Raw genomic sequence first — 18,030 nt, forward strand, 5'->3', positions numbered from 1 at the left:
CCAAAGTCGACACCGCTTCCACGGCCGCCGCACGCCTCGGCCAGGTCTTGAGCCGCGGCGGCACCACGTACCCGCCGGAGCCCCTCATGCCCGAGCTGTCCCTGTTCCTGCCGCTGACCAAGGTCGATGCGGCCAACCGGCTCGTCTACGGCTTGGCCACCGCCGAGGCCCCGGACCGGGCCGGCGAGGTCTGCGACTACGCCTCGACGAAGCCGCTCTACGAGAAATGGTCGGGCGGGATCGCCAAGGCGACGGACGGCCGCTCGCTGGGCAACCTGCGGGCGATGCACGGCAAGGTCGCAGCCGGCAAGGTCACGCAGATCGCCTTCAACGACGACGCCCGGCAGATCGAGATCTGCGCGAAGGGGTCGACGACGCGGAATGGAAGAAGGTCGAGGAGGGCGTCTACACCGGCTTTTCGCAGGGCGGCGCCTACGCCAAGCGCTGGCGGGGGGAGGACGGCCTGATGCGCTACACGGCCGACCCGAGCGAGGTCAGCCTCGTGGACCTGCCCTGCCTGCCCTCGGCGACGTTCCAGGTGCTCAAGGCCGACGGCGCGGCTGAGACGCGAGCGTTCGCGGAATCCGTGCGGATCGCCGCACCGCCCGAGCCTACCAACGCGGACGTCTTCGCCAAGGCGGGCGAGCTGGCCGCGGCGGCCGGTCGGCCGGGCGAGGTCGGCGACTTCGTGGAGCCGGCGCGCGAGGCGCTGGTGAAGGTGGCTGAGGCGGCGGCGCTGGCTGAGGCGCGACCCGCCCCCGAGCCACCGCCTGGATCCGCACCCGCGAGCGAGGGCGAGGTCGAACAGGTCTGGAAGGCGAAGGACGGCAGCACCTTCGCCAAGAAGTTGGACGCGCTGGCGCACAATGCCCGCGCGGACGCGGAAGCCTCGGCCCGGGTCGCGGCCGGCCCGGTGCTCGACGCGCTGTCCGACCTGGGCAAGCGACTCGAGGCCGCGGACGGCGAAGCGGCCGCCTCCGGCAGCGCGGAACAGCCTCCGGAGCGAGCGCGCAGGCGCGACCACGCCGAAGCCGGCAAAGCGGCTGACGGTCCGGACCTCGCCAAGGACCTCTACGGCGTGTCGCGATTCGCGGTGCTGCTGAGCGAGATCAAGAGCATGGTCGGCTCGGCGGTGTTCGACGTGGTCTACGCCGACGGTGACGCGGCGCTGCCCCGGCAGATGAAGGCTTGGGCCACGCAGGGGGTGGCGCTCCTGCAGGCCATGGTCGCGGCCGAGATGTCGGACCTGATGGACGACGCGCCGACCGACGCCGCGATGGCGTTGGCCGCCGACACGCTAACGGACACCGCCTACGACGCGCTGGTGAAGGCGGTCGCGGCCGACAGCCCGGCCGGTCGGGCGCTGGCCAAGGTCGGCGCGCGCAACAGCCGGGCTGACCAAGAGCGGATCCAGCGCATGCACGACGATGCTTGTGGCCTCGGTGCGACCTGCGGCGCGGCGGAGAAGGCGGCCGGCGGCAGCCTCGACAAGGGCGGCGCGGCGATCGAGGCGGTGCGCGCCGAACTCGCCAAGATGACCGGCCAGCGCGATGCGCTGCAGAAGACGCTGACCGACGAGGTGCTGCCGCAGATCGCGGCGCTGGCGAAGATGGTGGGGGACCAGCCCGTGCCGCGCCACCTCGTGGGCCGCGCCGTCACGAAGGGCAGCGAGGGTGATACCGGTTCATCTGACATCCCGTCCGCGGACGCGATCCGCGACCACCTGGCCAAGATGAGCCCAGAGGCGCGCGCGGATCTGCTGATCAAGGTCTCGCACCAGAACCCGCAGCACCTCCCGCTCGCGCGCTGAGGCGTTCAGATCCGCTACCTGCGTCCGGTGACGCGCGACGGCGTGCAACCCGACTCGGGCACCGGGATCGCCGTCGGCGCAGCTCCAAGGCAGTCAAATGTATTCGGTCTGGCAAGTTCGGTGCAAGGCATCGATCAGACACATCGGCCGACACAGGCATCACGCTGTACGGGAATGCGAGGCGCGATGGCTCGGTTGCTGTCAGGAGCGGATCCTACACTTATCGAGTGACACGAGTGTCCTTGACCAAATCCGTAACGCTTCTACGGATCAGATATTCGGTGCCTTCTCCGCGTCATCCCATTCGAGCGCTGGAACACTGATTTCTGCTTGAAGCACAATCGCTAGAACCGCGACGACGATCAGGCTCGCACCACAAAACAGCGCCACGCCGACCATCGCCAGATCTCCTCAACTAACAGTTGCAAAATCGCGCAACGTGGTTAACGAATGGTTAAGTTTGGCGGTCGCGGCTCAGACAAAGTCTGGCTCTCCTCTTTCGCGTATGCGGAACAGTACCGGCACCAGGATCGAGCACTCATGTCCGCGACCCTTGCTCGTGTCCCGGCGCGTTATGACGGGGTGCACCGGCGTCCAGATTAGTAGCCATCTATTCAACGCACCCGGCATTGCCAGCAAGCGACACGACGCCTAACAATACCAGCCTCCGCCATATATAGACTTCGAGCTATTCCGCGAATCGATTAAGTTTAGACTACTTGATAATCAAAGTCCGTATGTCGAATATTCTTTTTCAACATTCGCATCAATTTTAAGGGCTTTGGCGATATCGATATCGCCACCTTCTTTGTCCCCGCCCAGTATTTTGGCCAGTCCACGGCCATACAACGCCCCCGCCGTCTCTTTCAGCTTCAGAGCGGCGCTATAATCGGCAACTGCCTTCTCATATAAACCCAATCTAGTATTCACCAATCCTCGGCTATCAAGCGTGCTCGCTTCATCTGATTTCAATCTCAAAGAATTATTGCAATCTTCCAGCGCACCCTTGAGATCTGTGCCCGTGGTCGCGCGGAGCCAGCACCGGGAATTATATATCTCGGCATTACCAGGATTCAGCTTGATCGTGCTGCCATAGTCTTTCAGCGCCTGATCAAAATTACCCTTCAATTCCATGGCGGCGGCGCGGTGCTGATAACCGAGCGCATTGTTGGGATCGGACTCGATTGCTTGATCGAATTCTTTGACTGCCGCGTCGAGGTTGCCCTTTGCTCTTTGGATTTCGCCGCGCCCTACGTAAGCCATCGAAAAATTTCGATCGAGTCGAATGGCTTTGTCGAAATCCTTCAATGCCAGATCGAAATTTCCTTTCCCGGCCAGGAGCGTGCCTCGATTGAAGATAAAGATCTTCAAGATGGCGCCTCGCCAGAGGCCGGAGTCGATGACAGCATTGCAGGCCGCGAGGTCTGCTTCCGCATTTCGCTCGCCACCATGCGGTTGGCACTGATTGATCTGCGCTCGGGTAAGCGGCAACGCATTGGCATTGGCGATGGAGAAAATCACAAATCCGGCGGCAGTGATCGATTTTATGCCAAACTTCATGATATATTTAGCTCCATATTTCGTGCTGAGAGAGTGTTATTCTGCCGCGCTATCATAAATTGTCGGCCTACAGTCTATATATGATATGTATTGCCGTCTTGAATTTTAATAACAACAAAGAAATTGTGTCAGTTCTTAATTAAATACGCTATATGATTCGTCAAAAATCTACAAATCTGCAATACGACGCCAGATGACGTCAACTCTACGGCCGGAAACATTGACCGATGTGCCGTGAATATTGGTAGATGTGCCGACAGGGATATCAAATGGTATTGTGATCTCGGCTCCGGGAGGCACACGCATCCCCGTGACGAGTTCGCCACCGTCAGGAAATGACAGGATTGCAGTTCCCCGTGCGCGGCCGCCTTCCTCGACATAGCTGCCGCGATAGATGCCGCCGCCTACGTCGAGGCCTGCCACCTTTCCGTTGGCGAGCGCTAGAGAGCCGGACGCTTGGTCAGTGCGCGCCTGGAACTCGACTCGAAAAAAGCCGCCCATCACAACCTCGTAACCTTTCTGCCGCCTTGCTTCAGAATGTTTTTTCGTAACCCCGTGAGCCTGACCAACGACGAGCATTTTCGACTGGTCTGATCGGTCAAGTTCGATCGCGTCTCTTCGACATTCCTTCTTCAGATCCGATGCCCTCAATGTCCTTAAATTTTGAACTCCAAGCGGTGAGATGGCTGCGCTTTCGACTGCCCTCTTGTGGATAGACCTTAAGTGGCAGTCACTGCGAAGACTCGATAACGGGTTGTGCTTGCGAGCAGATTTGACAGAGGCTTGGAGTTCCAGTCGGTGCCTATCGGCACGCATCGAGGTCAGAGTGGCTCCTAGGGCTGTGTTCAGTTCGATCCATCCGCTGCTCGGAAGCGGACCGGCAGCGATCCACCCGAGGCAGATTGTCGATCTGGAGACCGACAGCCTGACGTAGACCGTCCGGCTTTGGACTGACCATTCACGACGCACCGCGGGTCCGGGGACGGATCGCGCGCGTCCCCCGACGGGCCGCAAGGCCCACCACCCCCCCTTACGTCCGATGTCGCGCGCCCCGGGGACGGGTCAGCGCCGGCGCGGCCGTGCATCCGAACCGGATCACGCCCCATGACCCAGCACGTCGACGTCCTCGCGCTCCTCAAGGAGGCGCAGTCCAAGCCGCTCACCGATCCGATCCTGGCGCAGCTCGGTATCGACCTGCAGAAGTCAACCTTCGCACAGGGCAGCTCGCCCACCTCCGGCCTGACCTTCTACGACCTCGAGCTCGGGGCGAAGTCGCTCTACCCGGTGCTCACGCCACTGCGGAACGCGATCCCGCGCGTCTCCGGCAAGGGCGGCATCCAGGCCGCGTGGCGGGCGATCACCGGCATCAACGTCTCCGGGATGCGCATCGGCGTCTCCGGCGGCAACCGCGGCGGCGTGCAGGTCGTCGCAACCGCCGACTACACCGCCAGCTACAAGGGCATCGGCATCGAGTCGAACGTCGAGTTCGAGGCCCAGTACGCCGCCCAGGGCTTCGACGACGTGCGCGCCATCGCCGCCCGCACCGGGCTCCAGAGCCTGATGCTCGGCGAGGAGGCCATGCTGCTCGGCGGCAACACGTCCCTGGCGCTCGGGACCACGCCGACGCCGACCCTCTCCGGTTCTGCCACCGGCGGCGCGCTCGCCGCCCAGAACTGGTCGGTGATCGCCGTGGCGCTGGCGCTCGACGGCGTCATCAACGGCACCGTCGCCGGCGGCATCCAGTCGACCATCACCCGCACCAACGCGGACGGCTCGACCGACGTGTTCGGCGGCGGCGCGGCGGCCCGCTCGGCCGCCGCCACCGTGGCGACCACCGGCGCCACCGGCTCGATCGCGGCCTCGGTCGACCCGGTGCCCGGTGCGCTCGGCTACGCGTGGTTCTGGGGCGCGGCCGGCGCCGAGGTGCTGGGCGCGATCACCACGATCAACTCGGTCCTGATCACCACCGCGGCCGCGGGCAGCCAGACAGCCGCCTCGCTCGGGACCGTCGACCGCTCGACCTCGACCCTGTCCTTCGACGGGCTCCTGACGCAGGCATTCCGGCCCGGCTCCGGCGCCACCATCCTCACCCTGCCGCCGGGCAGCGCCGGGATCGGCACGCCGCTCACCGCCGACGGCGCGGGCGGCATCGTCGAGGTCGACGCGGTGCTGAAGTCCATGTGGGACGTCTACCGGCTCTCGCCCGACACGATGTGGGTGAACAGCCAGGAGGCGCTGAGCATCTCCCGGAAGATCCTCACCGGCAACGCGAGCTCGGCCTACAAGTACGAGATCGCGGTGACCCGCGACCAGCTCGGCGGCGGCTTCATGGCCCGCACCTACCTGAACCGCTTCTCGATGGCGGGCGGCTCGACCCTCAACATCAAGGTCCACCCGAACCTGCCGGCGGGCACGATCCTGTTCACCACCGGCACCCTGCCGTACCCGATCAACAACGTTGGCAACGTCATGCAGGTGCGGACGCGGCAGGACTACTACCAGATCGAGTGGCCGCTGCGCTCGCGAAAGTACGAGTACGGCGTCTACGCCGACGAGGTGCTGCAGCACTACTTCCCGCCGTCCCTGGCGGTGATCACCAACATCGCCAACGGCTGAGCGGACATGACCGCGCCGCTCGCCCGCATGTTCCCGCCCGGGGACGGGCGCCCGCACACCACGGTCGCCAACGGCCGCCCCTACCGGGGCACGGCCGGCACCGTCCTCGACGTGCCGGTCTTCGACGCGCAGGTGCTGGAGGCCAACGGCTGGATCCGCGCCGGCGCGCACGCGCTATCCGGCCCGACCGCGGGGCGGCCGAGCGCGCCCCTCACCGACCAGCTCTACTTCGACACCACGCTGTCGCTGCCCGTCGTCTGGGATGCGCTGGCCAAGGTCTGGCGCAACGTCTGGACCGGCGCCCCGGCCTGACGCCCGCCCTTCGCTTCAGGAACCCCGACATGATCAAGATGCGCGCCCCCGCCGGGCTGACCGGCTTCTCGCACCAGGGCCATTCGTTAGAGCCGGACGAGGACGGCGCGGTGCATGTCGACCCGCGCCATCGGCTCGATTTGGAGGCCCACGGCTTCACGCCGTGGGACGATGCCGTAGCGGCCCCGGTGTCGGCCACGCTCGGGGCCCTGGACGGGGATCGCGGCCGGCTGGTGGCACTGTTCACCGAGACGGTCGCGGCGACGCCCGACGAGGACGTGGCGCGCATGATCGCCGAGGCGGATCAGCGCCGGCGCCTGGAGCAGGAGGACGCCGAGCGGATCGATCCGGCCAAGGTCACGGCCGCGGACATCGACGTGATGAAGCGCCACGAGCTGTTCGCGTTCCTGAGGAAGCGCGGCATCCGCGTCGTGCCGCCGGTCGACAACGACACGCTGCGCGCCAGGGCCCGGGACGCCCTGGCGCCCGCCGCCTGAACCATGATCTGGCCGAGTTCCCACGACCTCGTGCGGCTCGCCGACCTCGGCGTGAGCGAGGATCCCGACGGCTCGGTGCAGCGCCTGATCACGGCGGTGAGCCGCATGATCCTGACCGCGCTGAACCGCCCCGCGATCCTGCCGCGGCGCTACACCGAGGTCCGGACCGGGGGTGCGGGTCGCATCCTCCTCGCCAACTGGCCGGTCACGGAGATCGAGGCGGTCACCGTCGGTTCGACCGCGATCGCGGCGGCCGAGGATGCCGGATCGCGAGGCGGGTACACTCTCCAGCCCGCCGATGACGCCCCGCCCGGCCGGCCGCAGGTGCTCACCCTTCCGGGGCGTCCCGGCTGTGCGGCCGTCTCGGTGACGTACACGGCCGGCTACCAGATCGCGGAGGGGCCCGTGCCGCTCCCGGGCGGCGCGCCGTGCACGGTGTATCCGGACCAGCCCTACGGTCCCTGGGCCTGCGATCTCGGCGTGGCCTTCGGCACCGGCGCGGCGCTCACCCAGGTCGATCGGAACCCCGCGCAAGGGCAGTACGCCGTGGGCGATGACGGCGGCTACCTGTTCTCGGCCGAGGACGTGGGCGAGGCAGTGGCGATCACCTACGGCTACGTCCCGGCCGATCTCGCCAACGCCGCCCTGGACTGGATCCGCGACCGCCTAGCCTACGCCGAGCGGGTCGGCATGCAGTCGAAGTCGCTCGGCGGCCAGGAGACCGTTTCGTACCGGATCGCGGCCGTGCCCGACTTCGTCTCGGCGGCGCTGCAGCCCTACCGCGCGGTGGTGCCGCCGTGCTGACCGAGATCCAGGTTGCGGAGACTCGGGTGGTCGCCCGGTTCGACCGGATGCCCGACGCCGTCCGCGCCGAGATGGTGAAGGCGGTCCAGGTCGAGCGGCTGGTGTTGGAGGCGCTGATCAAGCGCAAGCTCTCCGGCGAGGTGCTGAACGTGGTCACCGGCCGCCTGCGCCGCTCGATTGTCTCGGATGTCGAGCAGAGCGGCGATGCCGTGACCGGCTCAGTGAGCCAGTCCGGCGACGTGAAGTACGGCGCCCGCCACGAGTTCGGCTTCACCGGCGAGGAGACCGTCGCGGCCCATGTCCGCACGATCACGCAGGCCTTCGGGCAGGCCATCGCCCCGCGCGCGGTCGACGTGCGCAGCTTCACCCGCACCGCCAACACGCCGGAGCGGTCGTTCATGCGCTCCTCGCTCGCCGACCGGGCCGAGGCGATCGTGGCGGCGCTGAAGGGTGCCGTGGCCCGGGGGATCGCGAGGTGACCGCCCCGCTCGGGCCGCGCAACGCGGCGGTCGTCGCGCTCCAGACCGTCGTGGCCGGTGCCTACCGCTGGAAATCCGGCCCGACCCGGCGCCTGAAGCTGTTCGCCGACGTGCCGGCCGCGCAGCGCCCGGCCGTGTTCCTGCACGAGGGCGGCGACGAGAGCTACGCGTGGTCGTCGGGCGCGGTGCCGCGGCGGACGATCGAGGTGAAGATCTTCGTCTATATCGACGCCCGCGACCCGCGCGTGATCGGCGCGGCGCAGCTCAACGACATCATGGACGCCCTGGACCAGGCTCTGGCGCCCGCCGGCGCCGACCTGGCGCTGGGCCGCACGACGCTCGCCGGCACCCCGTACATGGCCCGCATCACCGGCCGGCCGGTGAAGGTGCCGGGCGACCTCGACGGCGACGGCCTCCTCGTCGTGCCCGTCGCGATCGAGCTTCCCTGACAAAGGAGATCCCTATGGAATCCGAGCTCGATCCGGGTGCCGCCGAGGCGCCCGAGCCCACGCCCGTGCGCGGGTACGGCCCGCCGACCCGCGGCGACACGCTGGCGGCGCGCATCGACAACCTGCACGCCGACATGCTCGGCGGCACCGCGCTCGGCAACCACACCGCGCTGTGGAACCTCGTCCACGCCTTCAAGGAGCGCGTGAAGGCACTGGTCGCCGAGCTCGAGCACGCCGCGCCCTGACCACGCCGCCCCGCCCCTCCTGAGAGGAGACCCGCATGTATTCCTTCGGCTCCGGGGTCCTGATCGGCACCCGCACCGACATCGCCAACGCGACCCCGGTGAACTTCGGCCTCGTCCAGGAGGTCACCATGGACGAGACCGCCACGATCAAGGAACTCTACGGCCAGCAGCAGCACCCGCTGGCCATCGCCCGCGGCACGATCAAGACCACCGGCAAGGCCAAGGTCGCCCGGATCTCCGGTCTGGCGATGGCCTCGCTGTTCTACGGCGTCACGCCCGTGCCCGGGCAGCTCATGACCGCGTTCGGCGAGTCCGGCACGATCCCGGCCGGGTCGCCCTACACGGTGACGGTCGCCAACGCCGCGATCGCGGCCGACGATCTCGGCGTGCTGAACGCGCTCACCGGGCTGCCCTTCACGAAGGTGGCCAGCGCGCCGGCCGCCGGCCAGTACAGCGTGGCCGGCGGCGTCTACACCTTCGCCGCCGCCGATCAGGGCAAGATGCTGCTGATCAACTACACCTACGCGCTCGCCGGCGCCGGCCAGCGCTTCTCCGTGACCAACCAGCTGCTCGGCACCACGCCGACCTTCGCGGCGCAGTTCTACACGACCTTCCAGGGCAACGCGGTCAACGTGCGCTTCAACAACTGCACGTCCTCGAAGCTCGGGTTCGGCACCAAGCTCGAGGACTTCGTCATGCCGGAGTTCGATTTCAGCGTGTTCGCGGACGCAGCCGGCAACGTCGCGACCTGGTCGTTCGGGGATGTTGGATGAGTGCCGATCCGCGGCCGCTTCCGGCCATCATCACGCTCGGCTCGAAGACCTGGACCGTCCGGCCGCTCACCCTGCGTCAGGTCGAGGCCCTGGAGCCGCTGGTGGCGCGCGGCTCGGGCGAGAGCCCGTTCGCCTACGGCCTCGCGGTGGTGAGCGCGGCACTTGCCCGCGACCACGAGCCGGACATCGCGAGCTTGCGCGACCTCGAGGCCACGAGCGCCGATCTCGCGGAGGCGACCCGCGCCGTCCTGATCCTCGCGGGCTACCTTCCCAGTTCCTCCGCGGGTGCCGACCCGGGGGAAGCGCGGGCGGCGCAGGGCGCCGCCTCGACCTCGACGCCGTCTACGGACGGATCTGCACCGTCACCGGATGGTCCTTTGACGTCGTCGGCGAACTGACGCTCTGGGATGTGCGGCGGCTCTACCGCTACTGGTCGGCCCATCCCCCAGTTCACGAGCTGGTGGCGGCGTTCATGGGCCTAAAGGCTCAGGCCGAACTGCCGCCCCCCGCTGCAGCGACTGTAGCCGAGGCTGACGACCCGAGCGGCATCGGCGCGATGATCCTGCGCTTCCCAGACGGGCAGGTGAAGGCGCGCTAGAGCTAAAGGTCGACCAGCCCCGTTCTTGGTCCGGCTGCTTGCGACCCAAGTCAGCTGCCCAGATCGACCCACCTGCATTCCCGAAGCGGACGCGCACGATCGTTTGAACCCCATGATCAAACGCGGTTCTTGACGGTCGTCTGCACGCTGCTAAGCCCATTCTCGGACGTGTAGAAGCCACAGCCCGGTCGGTAGTCCGGGTGGCCTAGCGCTCGTGCATGGCGGCCGCCATCAGCAGCCGACTACCAGCGCGTCCTTTCCGGTGAATGGGAAAGGTGCGTCCAGTGAAGCTCAATCACATCAATCTCACGAGCATCGATATTCCGGCGGATGTCTCGATGTTCGAGACCTATTTTGGATTACGCACGTTAGTGATGCGCGGGAAGGCAATCGCCGTCATACAAGACGATGATGGTATGGTGCTAGTCCTCAATGACTTCGCGAAAAAGCGAGGTACCTTCACTTATCCTGAGGATAGCGATATTCATCATATTGGCTTCATCCAAGATAGCCGAGAGCAGGTCGATGCGCTGAATGCTCGCCTGAAAGCCGATGGCTGGGACGTGCCTGAACCGCGTGACTACCACGGCGCTTGGACATTCTACTTCAAGGCCAAGGGTGGCTATTTCATCGAGGTTGCAACTCAGACCCAACTCCGGCGCAGAGACATCGCCGCCGTCTGACAAAGTATCATGGCTCGAACTCAACGACGGGTAGCCTGATGAGCGCTTCTGCCGTGTTGTGCGGCAGAAGCGGACCGTCTCCAGACCACCCCAAGCGGTCTTCCCGCATCCGACCCAATCCAGCCGCCTGGCCCGCCATCGCAACTTCCCAGAAGCGGCCGTTCGTCAGCCCTCCGGCAACTTCGGCTCGGGTTGGTAAGCCGTCATCGGGCCGCTGCCCCAAAGCCGACATTTACACTCGCTTCTCTCGCCGAGATTTCAGGAGCGACTTATGGCAAGCGCCACACGCATTCCCGCCGACAAGCTGCTGGACTTCGCCAGCGCGGTCTATACTGCGGCCGGCATGCCGGAGCCCGATGCGCGGCTCGCCGCCGACACACTCGTCCATGCCGACCTATGGGGGCACCAATCGCATGGGGTCATGCGGCTGTCTTGGTACACCGCCCGATTGAAGGCGGGGGTCTGCGCCCCGATCGCGCAGCCCGAAACGGTCGTTGATGCCGGCGGCCTCGCCGTGATCGACGGTCACGACGGCATGGGCCAAGTGCTCACCGCCCACGCGATGCGAGAGGCGATCCGGCGGGCGAAGGCGCACGGGGTCAGCGCCGTAGCCCTGCGCAATTCCGGCCATTTCGGCACCGCCCTGTACTTCACGCTGATGGCCGCGCGGGAAGGCTGCGTGGCGTTCCTGTCGACCAATGCCAGCCCGGCGATGGCGCCATGGGGCGGCCGCCAGAAGACGGTGGGCACCAACCCGTGGTCCTGGGCCTGCCCGGCCGGCTCGCACGCGCCGATGGCGCTCGACATCGCCAATACCGGGGTGGCCCGGGGCAAGGTCTACCTCGCCAAGCAGAAGGGACAGCTGATCCCGGAAGGGTGGGCCCTCGACGCGTCCGGCGCCCCGACCACCGACCCGGCGGCGGCCATCGACGGGATCATCCTGCCGATGGCCCAGCACAAGGGCTACGCCATCGCGCTGATGATGGACATGCTCTCGGGCGTGCTCACCGGCAGCGCCTTCGGGCCGCGGGTGACCGGCCCCTATCAGACCGAGCACCGCAGTGGGGCGGGGCAGTTGATGATCGCGATCGACATCGCCCAGATCCAGCCGCTGACGGAGTTCAACACGCGCATGGACCAACTGATCGCTGACTTGAAGTCCGTGCCGCTGGCGCAGGGGTTCGATGAGGTCTTCTATCCAGGCGAGATCGAGGCCCGCAACGCGACGCGAAACCGCGCCGAGGGCTTGGCCTTGCCCGACGACACCCTCGCCGACCTACACCGACTCGCCGAAGAAACCGGGATTACTCCCGGATGGTAAGGAAGGATTGTCAGAAGCGGTCCATCCCCCTTCGGCAATGGGTCTTGAACAGGCGCGGTGGTAATGTCCGCTCTTATTGCATGGCCACCCGATAGCGGACTGGCGGAAATCCACCCTACGCGGTCATTCCGCTGGGGACCCATATGAGCCATTCGAGCGTGCCGCGGCGCTTCTCGAAAGCAGACGCCCGTCACCTGCGCTGCATGAGCGATAGATACAAATCCAAGACAGACGGTCGCCAACCCGACGGGCTGTGCCCGCCTGTATCATCGCATCTCGAAACGTCTGAAGCGAGGCTGACCCAAACAGCTATTGGCCCGAACGGCCTAACGCCCTGAGGAACCAAGCTCGTGAGTTTGTGTTGGCGCAGTGTTTCTGTGTTGTTTCTGCAAACCTGGGGGATGGCGGTATGGCAGTTCGGTTCCTGGGTATGGCAGCGGGTCTCACGCTTGCGGGTGTCGGTTTCGCGGCACAAGCGCAGTCGGTTGGCAGCAGGATTGATCAGCCAACTCCAGGAACCCTGCCTTCCGGGACACACAATGCGGACAGCTCCACCGCGCCGGCTAATCAGCCGACCGGCCGCGTCTCTGCGCCGAGCGCCATCAGCTCGTCCACTGATGTGATGAAGGGGGGACCGGTCCAGGGGGGCGGAAGCAGCGGAAGAGTCGATCCTATCGAGCATCTGCCCGAGAACATGAAGCGCTGATCGATCAGACGAGCTGTGCAATCAACGGTCAGCGGATGATGGTTTTCCGCTGATCTAAAATCAATCCGATTTCAGAATTCGACACAATGAAACGATCTAGAAGTATGCTCAATAAAGCCGAATGAAAATCGTAAATCGGGCCCGTGACCAAATTCTGGCGCTTATTCGGCGGTCTTTACGGGAGTTCATCGGCCTTCCACTGATCGTCGTTGCGGCGTTCCTGGGCCTGTTCGCGCTGAGCTATCTGCTCGATGACGCGCTGTGGGGTCGCCCTGGCCCTACACCGCTCCCCTGGCTCGCCCATCTGCTTGGGGACACGGGCGCAATCGCAAGCCTGCTCGGTACCGTCGCGTCGGGTATGATCACGGTCACGTCGATCACGTTTTCCCTTCTGCTGATTGCCGTACAGCAAACCGCCTCGACCCTCTCCACCCACGTCTACGACCAATTCATCCAGCGACGCTCGAACAAGCTGAGTTTCGGCTTCTTCGTAGGTCTTAGCGTCTTCGTGCTGTTGACGCTTGGCAGCGCCAATCCCGACCACAAACCGATCATCGGGGCACTACTGTCGCTCCTGATGACGGGCGCGGCGCTGTGCATGGTGGTGATCCTGATCTACAGCACCATCGATCAAATGCGGCCGCATTCCGTCATCACCGCGATCCACGATCATACGATCAAGGCCCGCGCCGTGGACGGGGGCATGATCGCGGGCACCCGGCGTACACCCCGCGCCGGTCTGTCGTGGTCGCAGACCGTCCGAACGGACGCTTACGGCGTGGTGTGCGGTATCGACCTCGCGACGATCGAGCGGTCCGCAGCGGAGCATGACGCCGAGATCGAGATCATCGCCCGCGTCGGCACCAACCTCGCCTTCCGCGACCCGCTTTTTTGCATTCACGCTGCCCGATCCCTGCTGGGCGACGCGCTGCTGGCACTCGATCGGTCGATCACTGCCGCTATCAAGATTGAACCACGCCGGACGATCGACAGCGATGCCGGCTTCGGGATCGAGCAGCTTTACTCGATTGCCTGGACGACCGCCTCGACATCGAAGCAAAACCCGCAACCGGCGATCTTGGTGTGCCATTGCCTGCGGGACATCATCGCGCGCTGGAGCAGCGCCGATGCGATCCCGGAAAACAGCGCGTCCCGGATCGTCTATGCCGATCGGGGGGTGGATGATGCGATCCTGGCTATCGCGGCGATCGGCGTCGTCGCTTCCGAGAGCATGCAGAACACGCTGGCCGCCGAAGTCTGGCGGACCCTCGCGACGTTAATCGATGACGTGCCGACCGCACAGCTGCCGGCGTTGACCGACACGGTGCAGCGGCTGCTATCGAGCCTCGGAGACCACGTGCTGACACGAGATCTCGAGGAGGAGCTGAGCCGCTGCCGGCGAAGCTTAGCGGGCAGGGGTGAGCCTGATGCCGCCGAGGCAATCCGGGCCGCAGCCGAAACGCTGGCCGAGAGCATCGGCACGCTCAACTCCCGCGGGACGCGCGTGCCGACATCCGCCTGAGCGCAGGCGTCCGTCACTTCTTCCCGGACGGGGGGCGTGACGACTCAGGTGACAGGCCTTTCGCCTCGTGAGCGCCCGTGCCGTGTACGGCCTCGCTGCCGATGATACCCCCACCCACGGAGGAGGCCGGTACGCTCTCGCCGGAGGCTCCAGCCCCGGTGTCAGGGATTTGGCGGGTTGTCGTGGTTGCCGTGCCTGCCGCGTTGGGTGCGCCTGTCTCTGCATGCGCAAGGCCCGACCCGGCGGCGCCGATAACGGCAGCAACGAAGACCTTGGCAAACATGATGATCTCCAGCAGGGCCGGCCTCAGCGCTTAAAGATCATGCTGGTTTCGCGGGTCGGGCAGCGGTCGCATCTGTCTGATCAGCAGCGTCCGCTTCCGCGCGTGGTCGCCCCAAGTGGAACCTCGCAAAGCCACCCCTAGCAGCCGCCCGCTCGGTCAACCCGATCGCGTTTGAGCCCGACCATGGCCGACGACATCCAGATCCGCTTCGGCGGCGACGCCGGCGGCATCCGCGCGGCCGCCGATCAGGCCAAGGGCACGATCCAGGGCTTCGCCACGGCGGCCCGCGGCCAGAACGCCACCGCGCGCCAGAGCTACGACGAGCTGAAGGCCGCCATCGACGCGGCCAACGCGTCGCTGCGGCAGATCCAGGTTAGCGCCGAGAACACGTCCGCGCTCGCCACGCAGGCCCGCGCCGTGGCGGCGCTGGTCGCCGCCTACGAGGGTCTTCGCGCGGCCGACGAGGCCGTGTCCGGCGCGACCGGGCGGACCTACGCGGCAGTCGGCACCGCCATTTCGGCCACCGCGACCGCGGCCCGGTCCGGCGCCACCGCGCTGGTGGAATACGCCTTCAACGCGCTCTCGGCCTCGCGCGCCCTCGACGTCACGGCTCTATCCACGCAGGGGCTCACCGGCGCGATCGAGCGGCAGCGCAGTGCCTTTCAGGAGTGGCGCCGCGGCTCGCAGATCTACGGCTCCGGCCTGCTCGAGGTCGAGGGCCGCACCATCGCGGCCGCCGGCAACATGGACCGGCTCCAGGCCGCCGCGCAGGCGCGCGGCTTCGAGAACGCCACCCGGATGCTCCAGGCCTTCACGCTGGAGTTGACCAAGGTTCCAGGCATGACCGACCAGGGCGCGGCCTCGATCGAGGCCATGCTCGCCTCGGTTCCGAGCTACACCGGCTCGGCCAACGCCTCGATCGTCTCGCTGATCGCCATGATGGCCTCCTCCGAGGACGAGGCGAAGCAGATGGCCTCCGCGCTGACCGGGGCGCTGCGCGACCCCGCCGCCGCCGGCGGGCCGTATCTCGCCGCGCTCGGCGGCGTCTCGCGCGAGCTGCGCGCGCAGTTCGACCTCGCCCGCCAGAACGGCAACGCCAACCAGATGCAGGCCGCCATCCTATCGGCCCTGGTCGAGCGCGCCCGCGCCTACGGCAACGAGATGACCCGGTCGCTGCAGGAGCAGCTCAAGAGCTATTCGGCCCTGGGCCCGCTCGCCGGCCTGTTCGCCTCGCGCCTGCGCGGGCAGGTTGACGAGGCGAACCGGGTCACCGAGGCGCTGGAGAAGCAGCTGGAGACGATCGAGCGCCGCAACGCCACCCTGGCGCGGACGCCGCTCGACACCAATCAGCTCACCGACGCCACCGCCAACCTCCTCGGCAACACCGCGCAGGCCGGGATCGATCAGGCGAGCGGCCGGATCGACCTGCTGCGCCAGCGCCTCCAGGGCGCCACCGGCGACGCCGCGGCGCTGATCCGCAAATTCGAGGGGTTCAGCAGCGCGGCCTACCGCGACAACGACGGCCGCTTCCGCGTCGGCTTCGGCTCGGACACGACCACCGGCGCCGACGGCCGCGTCAGCGCGGTCACCGCCGACACCGTCACGACGCGCGAGGATGCCGAGCGCGATCTCGCCCGCCGCCTCGTGGCGTTCCAGACCGAGGCGGCCGCGCAGGTGGGCGCGGCCTGGCAGGGCCTGTCCGACCGGGCGAAGGCCTCGCTCACCTCCGTGGCCTACAATTACGGCTCGCTGCCGCGGGACGTGGCGGCGGCGGCGCGCGGCGGCGACGAGGGCGCGCTGGCCGCCACGATCCGCGGGCGTTCGGGCGACAACGGCGGGATCAATGCCGGGCGGCGCAATCAGGAGGCCGACAACATCACGGGCGGCGCCACCGCCGAGGCGCTGCGCGCGCAGCTCGACCTGCGCCAGCAGCTCGCGGACCGCCAGGCCGGGGGCAACGCGCTCGACCGCGAGGCGCTGGCCACGGCCCAGGCCAACGCGGCGGGGCGGCGCGACGAGGTCGCCGCGCAGGAGCGGGCGAACGACGCCCTGCGCCGGCAGCTCGACGCGACCACCGACCTCTCGGCGCGCACGGCGCTCCAGACCCGGCTCGCGCAGGGCGAGGCCGCGCTGGCCGAGAAGCGCGTCGCGCTCACCCGATCCGAGGCCAGCCTCCAGACCGCCGAGATGGAGACCGGCTCGCGCGAGCGGCTGCGCATCCTCAACGACGCGCTCACCGTCGAGCAGGGGCTGCACGCCCGCGGCACGGCGGCGTGGAACCAGCTCGAGGCCCAGAAGATCGCCAACACCCGGGCGGTGGAGCAGGCCGAGGCGCAGGAGCGCGCCACCGCCGAGGACACGGCCTACCAGAACGCCAAGCGCGTCCTGGAGGATCGCATGCGCGACCTCCGGCAGGAGGCGCAGGAGCGCGGCCTCGGCTTCGCGGAGCGCCAGGCCGAGACCGGCGCGGTGCTGGGGCAGATCGAGGACCTGGAGCGCGACCACCAGCGCAAGCTCGCCGAGATCTGGGGCCAGGGCACGAGTCAGTACCGGCAGGCGATGGCGCAGCTCGACCGGCTCGCGTCCGAATCGGCGAGCCGCCGCGCGCAGGCCGAGCGCGAGATGCAGAAGGCCGAGTACCAGGACACCAAGCGCACCTACGAGCAGATCGGCTCGACGCTCACCGGCAACGTCTTCAGCGTGGTCCAGGGGCAGACCACGATCGCCCAGGCGGCGCGCAGCACGGCGCTGTCGATCGTCCAGAGCTACGTCCAGGCACGGGTGAAGCTGATCGCCGACTGGCTCGCCGGCGTCTCGGCCCATCAGGCCGGCGAGGTCACCAAGACCGCGGCCACCACCGCGGGCGTCGCTGCCCGGACCGGCGCCGAGGAGACGGGCGCGACCTCCGCCTTCGCCACGCAGGCGGGCGCGATGGTGAAGTCGATCATGGCCTCGGCCTCCGAGACCTTCGCGGGCATCTTCGGCTTCCTGTCGCCGGTGCTCGGCCCGGCCGCGGTTGGCCCCGCGGCCGCCGGCGAGGCGACCGTGGCGGCGGCCGCCGCGGCGATCCCGTCCTTCGCGGTCGGGGCGTGGTCGCTGCCCAACGACATGGTCGCGCAGGTGCACAAGGGCGAGATGATCGTGCCGGCCGGGCCGGCCGGCGCCCTGCGAGCGGCCATGGGCGGCAGCCCGGCCCCGAGCCTCGCGCTCAACCACACCACCCAGATCAACGTCTCGGCCATGGATGGCGCCTCGGTGGCGGACTTCTTCCAGAACCACTCGCGCCCGCTGATGCGGGCGATCAACCAAGCGGTCCGGCAGGGCGCGCATCTCGGCCTGTCGCGGCTGGGACCGGGCTGATCGAGCCGGGCT

Annotated in this window: 18 protein-coding genes; 15 read left to right on the forward strand and 3 right to left on the reverse strand. The window is 67.3% G+C overall.

Going from position 1 to position 18,030, the window contains the following annotated elements; genetic code table 11:
• Positions 1-86 precede the first annotated feature (86 nt).
• Both ACLBX8_RS00485 and ACLBX8_RS00490 read left to right on the forward strand, forming a co-directional pair.
• Complete coding sequence (locus ACLBX8_RS00485) at positions 87-467, forward strand: hypothetical protein (RefSeq protein ID WP_447697571.1); 381 nt, start codon at positions 87-89, stop codon at positions 465-467.
• Positions 467-1,810 (forward strand): hypothetical protein, encoded by a 1,344-nt coding sequence (locus ACLBX8_RS00490; protein WP_447697572.1) that lies wholly within the window; start codon positions 467-469, stop codon positions 1,808-1,810. Before ACLBX8_RS00485 ends, ACLBX8_RS00490 begins: the two co-directional genes overlap by 1 nt.
• A gap of 270 nt (positions 1,811-2,080) precedes the next feature.
• Here the strand turns inward: ACLBX8_RS00490 and ACLBX8_RS00495 are convergent, their stop codons facing one another.
• The 3 genes from ACLBX8_RS00495 to ACLBX8_RS00505 all read right to left on the reverse strand — a co-directional run bounded on the left by ACLBX8_RS00495 (position 2,081) and on the right by ACLBX8_RS00505 (position 3,949).
• On the reverse strand, positions 2,081-2,209 hold the full coding sequence (locus ACLBX8_RS00495) for a hypothetical protein (protein WP_447697573.1): 129 nt from the start codon (positions 2,207-2,209) through the stop codon (positions 2,081-2,083).
• Positions 2,210-2,536: 327 nt separating this feature from the next.
• Complete coding sequence (locus ACLBX8_RS00500; protein WP_447714480.1) at positions 2,537-3,370, reverse strand: tetratricopeptide repeat protein; 834 nt, start codon at positions 3,368-3,370, stop codon at positions 2,537-2,539.
• 168 nt (positions 3,371-3,538) lie between these two features.
• Entirely contained in the window at positions 3,539-3,949 is a 411-nt protein-coding gene (locus ACLBX8_RS00505) for a hypothetical protein (RefSeq protein ID WP_447697575.1), read from the reverse strand.
• Between the two features lie 525 nt (positions 3,950-4,474).
• Here ACLBX8_RS00505 and ACLBX8_RS00510 point away from each other — a divergent pair.
• From ACLBX8_RS00510 to ACLBX8_RS00570, 13 genes are all read left to right on the forward strand, one after another.
• Entirely contained in the window at positions 4,475-5,986 is a 1,512-nt protein-coding gene (locus ACLBX8_RS00510) for a hypothetical protein (protein ID WP_447697576.1), read from the forward strand.
• A gap of 6 nt (positions 5,987-5,992) precedes the next feature.
• Positions 5,993-6,298 carry a hypothetical protein gene (locus ACLBX8_RS00515; RefSeq protein WP_447697577.1) on the forward strand — a complete coding sequence of 102 codons (306 nt, stop codon included), beginning with the start codon at positions 5,993-5,995 and terminating at the stop codon, positions 6,296-6,298.
• 29 nt (positions 6,299-6,327) lie between these two features.
• Positions 6,328-6,795, forward strand: coding sequence for a hypothetical protein (locus ACLBX8_RS00520; protein ID WP_447697578.1), 468 nt, complete (start codon positions 6,328-6,330; stop codon positions 6,793-6,795).
• Positions 6,796-6,798: 3 nt separating this feature from the next.
• Positions 6,799-7,599, forward strand: a complete 801-nt coding sequence (locus ACLBX8_RS00525; protein WP_447697579.1) for a phage head-tail connector protein — start codon at positions 6,799-6,801, stop codon at positions 7,597-7,599.
• Positions 7,593-8,078 carry a hypothetical protein gene (locus ACLBX8_RS00530; protein ID WP_447697580.1) on the forward strand — a complete coding sequence of 162 codons (486 nt, stop codon included), beginning with the start codon at positions 7,593-7,595 and terminating at the stop codon, positions 8,076-8,078. Before ACLBX8_RS00525 ends, ACLBX8_RS00530 begins: the two co-directional genes overlap by 7 nt.
• Entirely contained in the window at positions 8,075-8,527 is a 453-nt protein-coding gene (locus ACLBX8_RS00535; RefSeq protein ID WP_447697581.1) for a hypothetical protein, read from the forward strand. Before ACLBX8_RS00530 ends, ACLBX8_RS00535 begins: the two co-directional genes overlap by 4 nt.
• Before the next feature lie 14 nt (positions 8,528-8,541).
• Entirely contained in the window at positions 8,542-8,772 is a 231-nt protein-coding gene (locus tag ACLBX8_RS00540) for a hypothetical protein (RefSeq protein ID WP_447697582.1), read from the forward strand.
• A gap of 35 nt (positions 8,773-8,807) precedes the next feature.
• Positions 8,808-9,545: a hypothetical protein gene (locus tag ACLBX8_RS00545; protein ID WP_447697583.1), complete on the forward strand. Its 738-nt coding sequence runs from the start codon at positions 8,808-8,810 to the stop codon at positions 9,543-9,545.
• Positions 9,542-9,943 carry a hypothetical protein gene (locus ACLBX8_RS00550; protein ID WP_447697584.1) on the forward strand — a complete coding sequence of 134 codons (402 nt, stop codon included), beginning with the start codon at positions 9,542-9,544 and terminating at the stop codon, positions 9,941-9,943. Before ACLBX8_RS00545 ends, ACLBX8_RS00550 begins: the two co-directional genes overlap by 4 nt.
• 484 nt (positions 9,944-10,427) lie before the next feature.
• Complete coding sequence (locus tag ACLBX8_RS00555; protein WP_447697585.1) at positions 10,428-10,826, forward strand: VOC family protein; 399 nt, start codon at positions 10,428-10,430, stop codon at positions 10,824-10,826.
• A 271-nt stretch (positions 10,827-11,097) separates the two neighbouring features.
• On the forward strand, positions 11,098-12,147 hold the full coding sequence (locus tag ACLBX8_RS00560; RefSeq protein ID WP_447697586.1) for an Ldh family oxidoreductase: 1,050 nt from the start codon (positions 11,098-11,100) through the stop codon (positions 12,145-12,147).
• Positions 12,148-12,974: 827 nt separating this feature from the next.
• Complete coding sequence (locus tag ACLBX8_RS00565) at positions 12,975-14,375, forward strand: DUF2254 family protein (protein WP_447697587.1); 1,401 nt, start codon at positions 12,975-12,977, stop codon at positions 14,373-14,375.
• Between the two features lie 466 nt (positions 14,376-14,841).
• Positions 14,842-18,018, forward strand: a complete 3,177-nt coding sequence (locus ACLBX8_RS00570) for a glycoside hydrolase family protein (RefSeq protein WP_447697588.1) — start codon at positions 14,842-14,844, stop codon at positions 18,016-18,018.
• Positions 18,019-18,030: the final 12 nt, after the last annotated feature.

The organism is Methylobacterium sp. D48H (assembly GCF_053345715.1).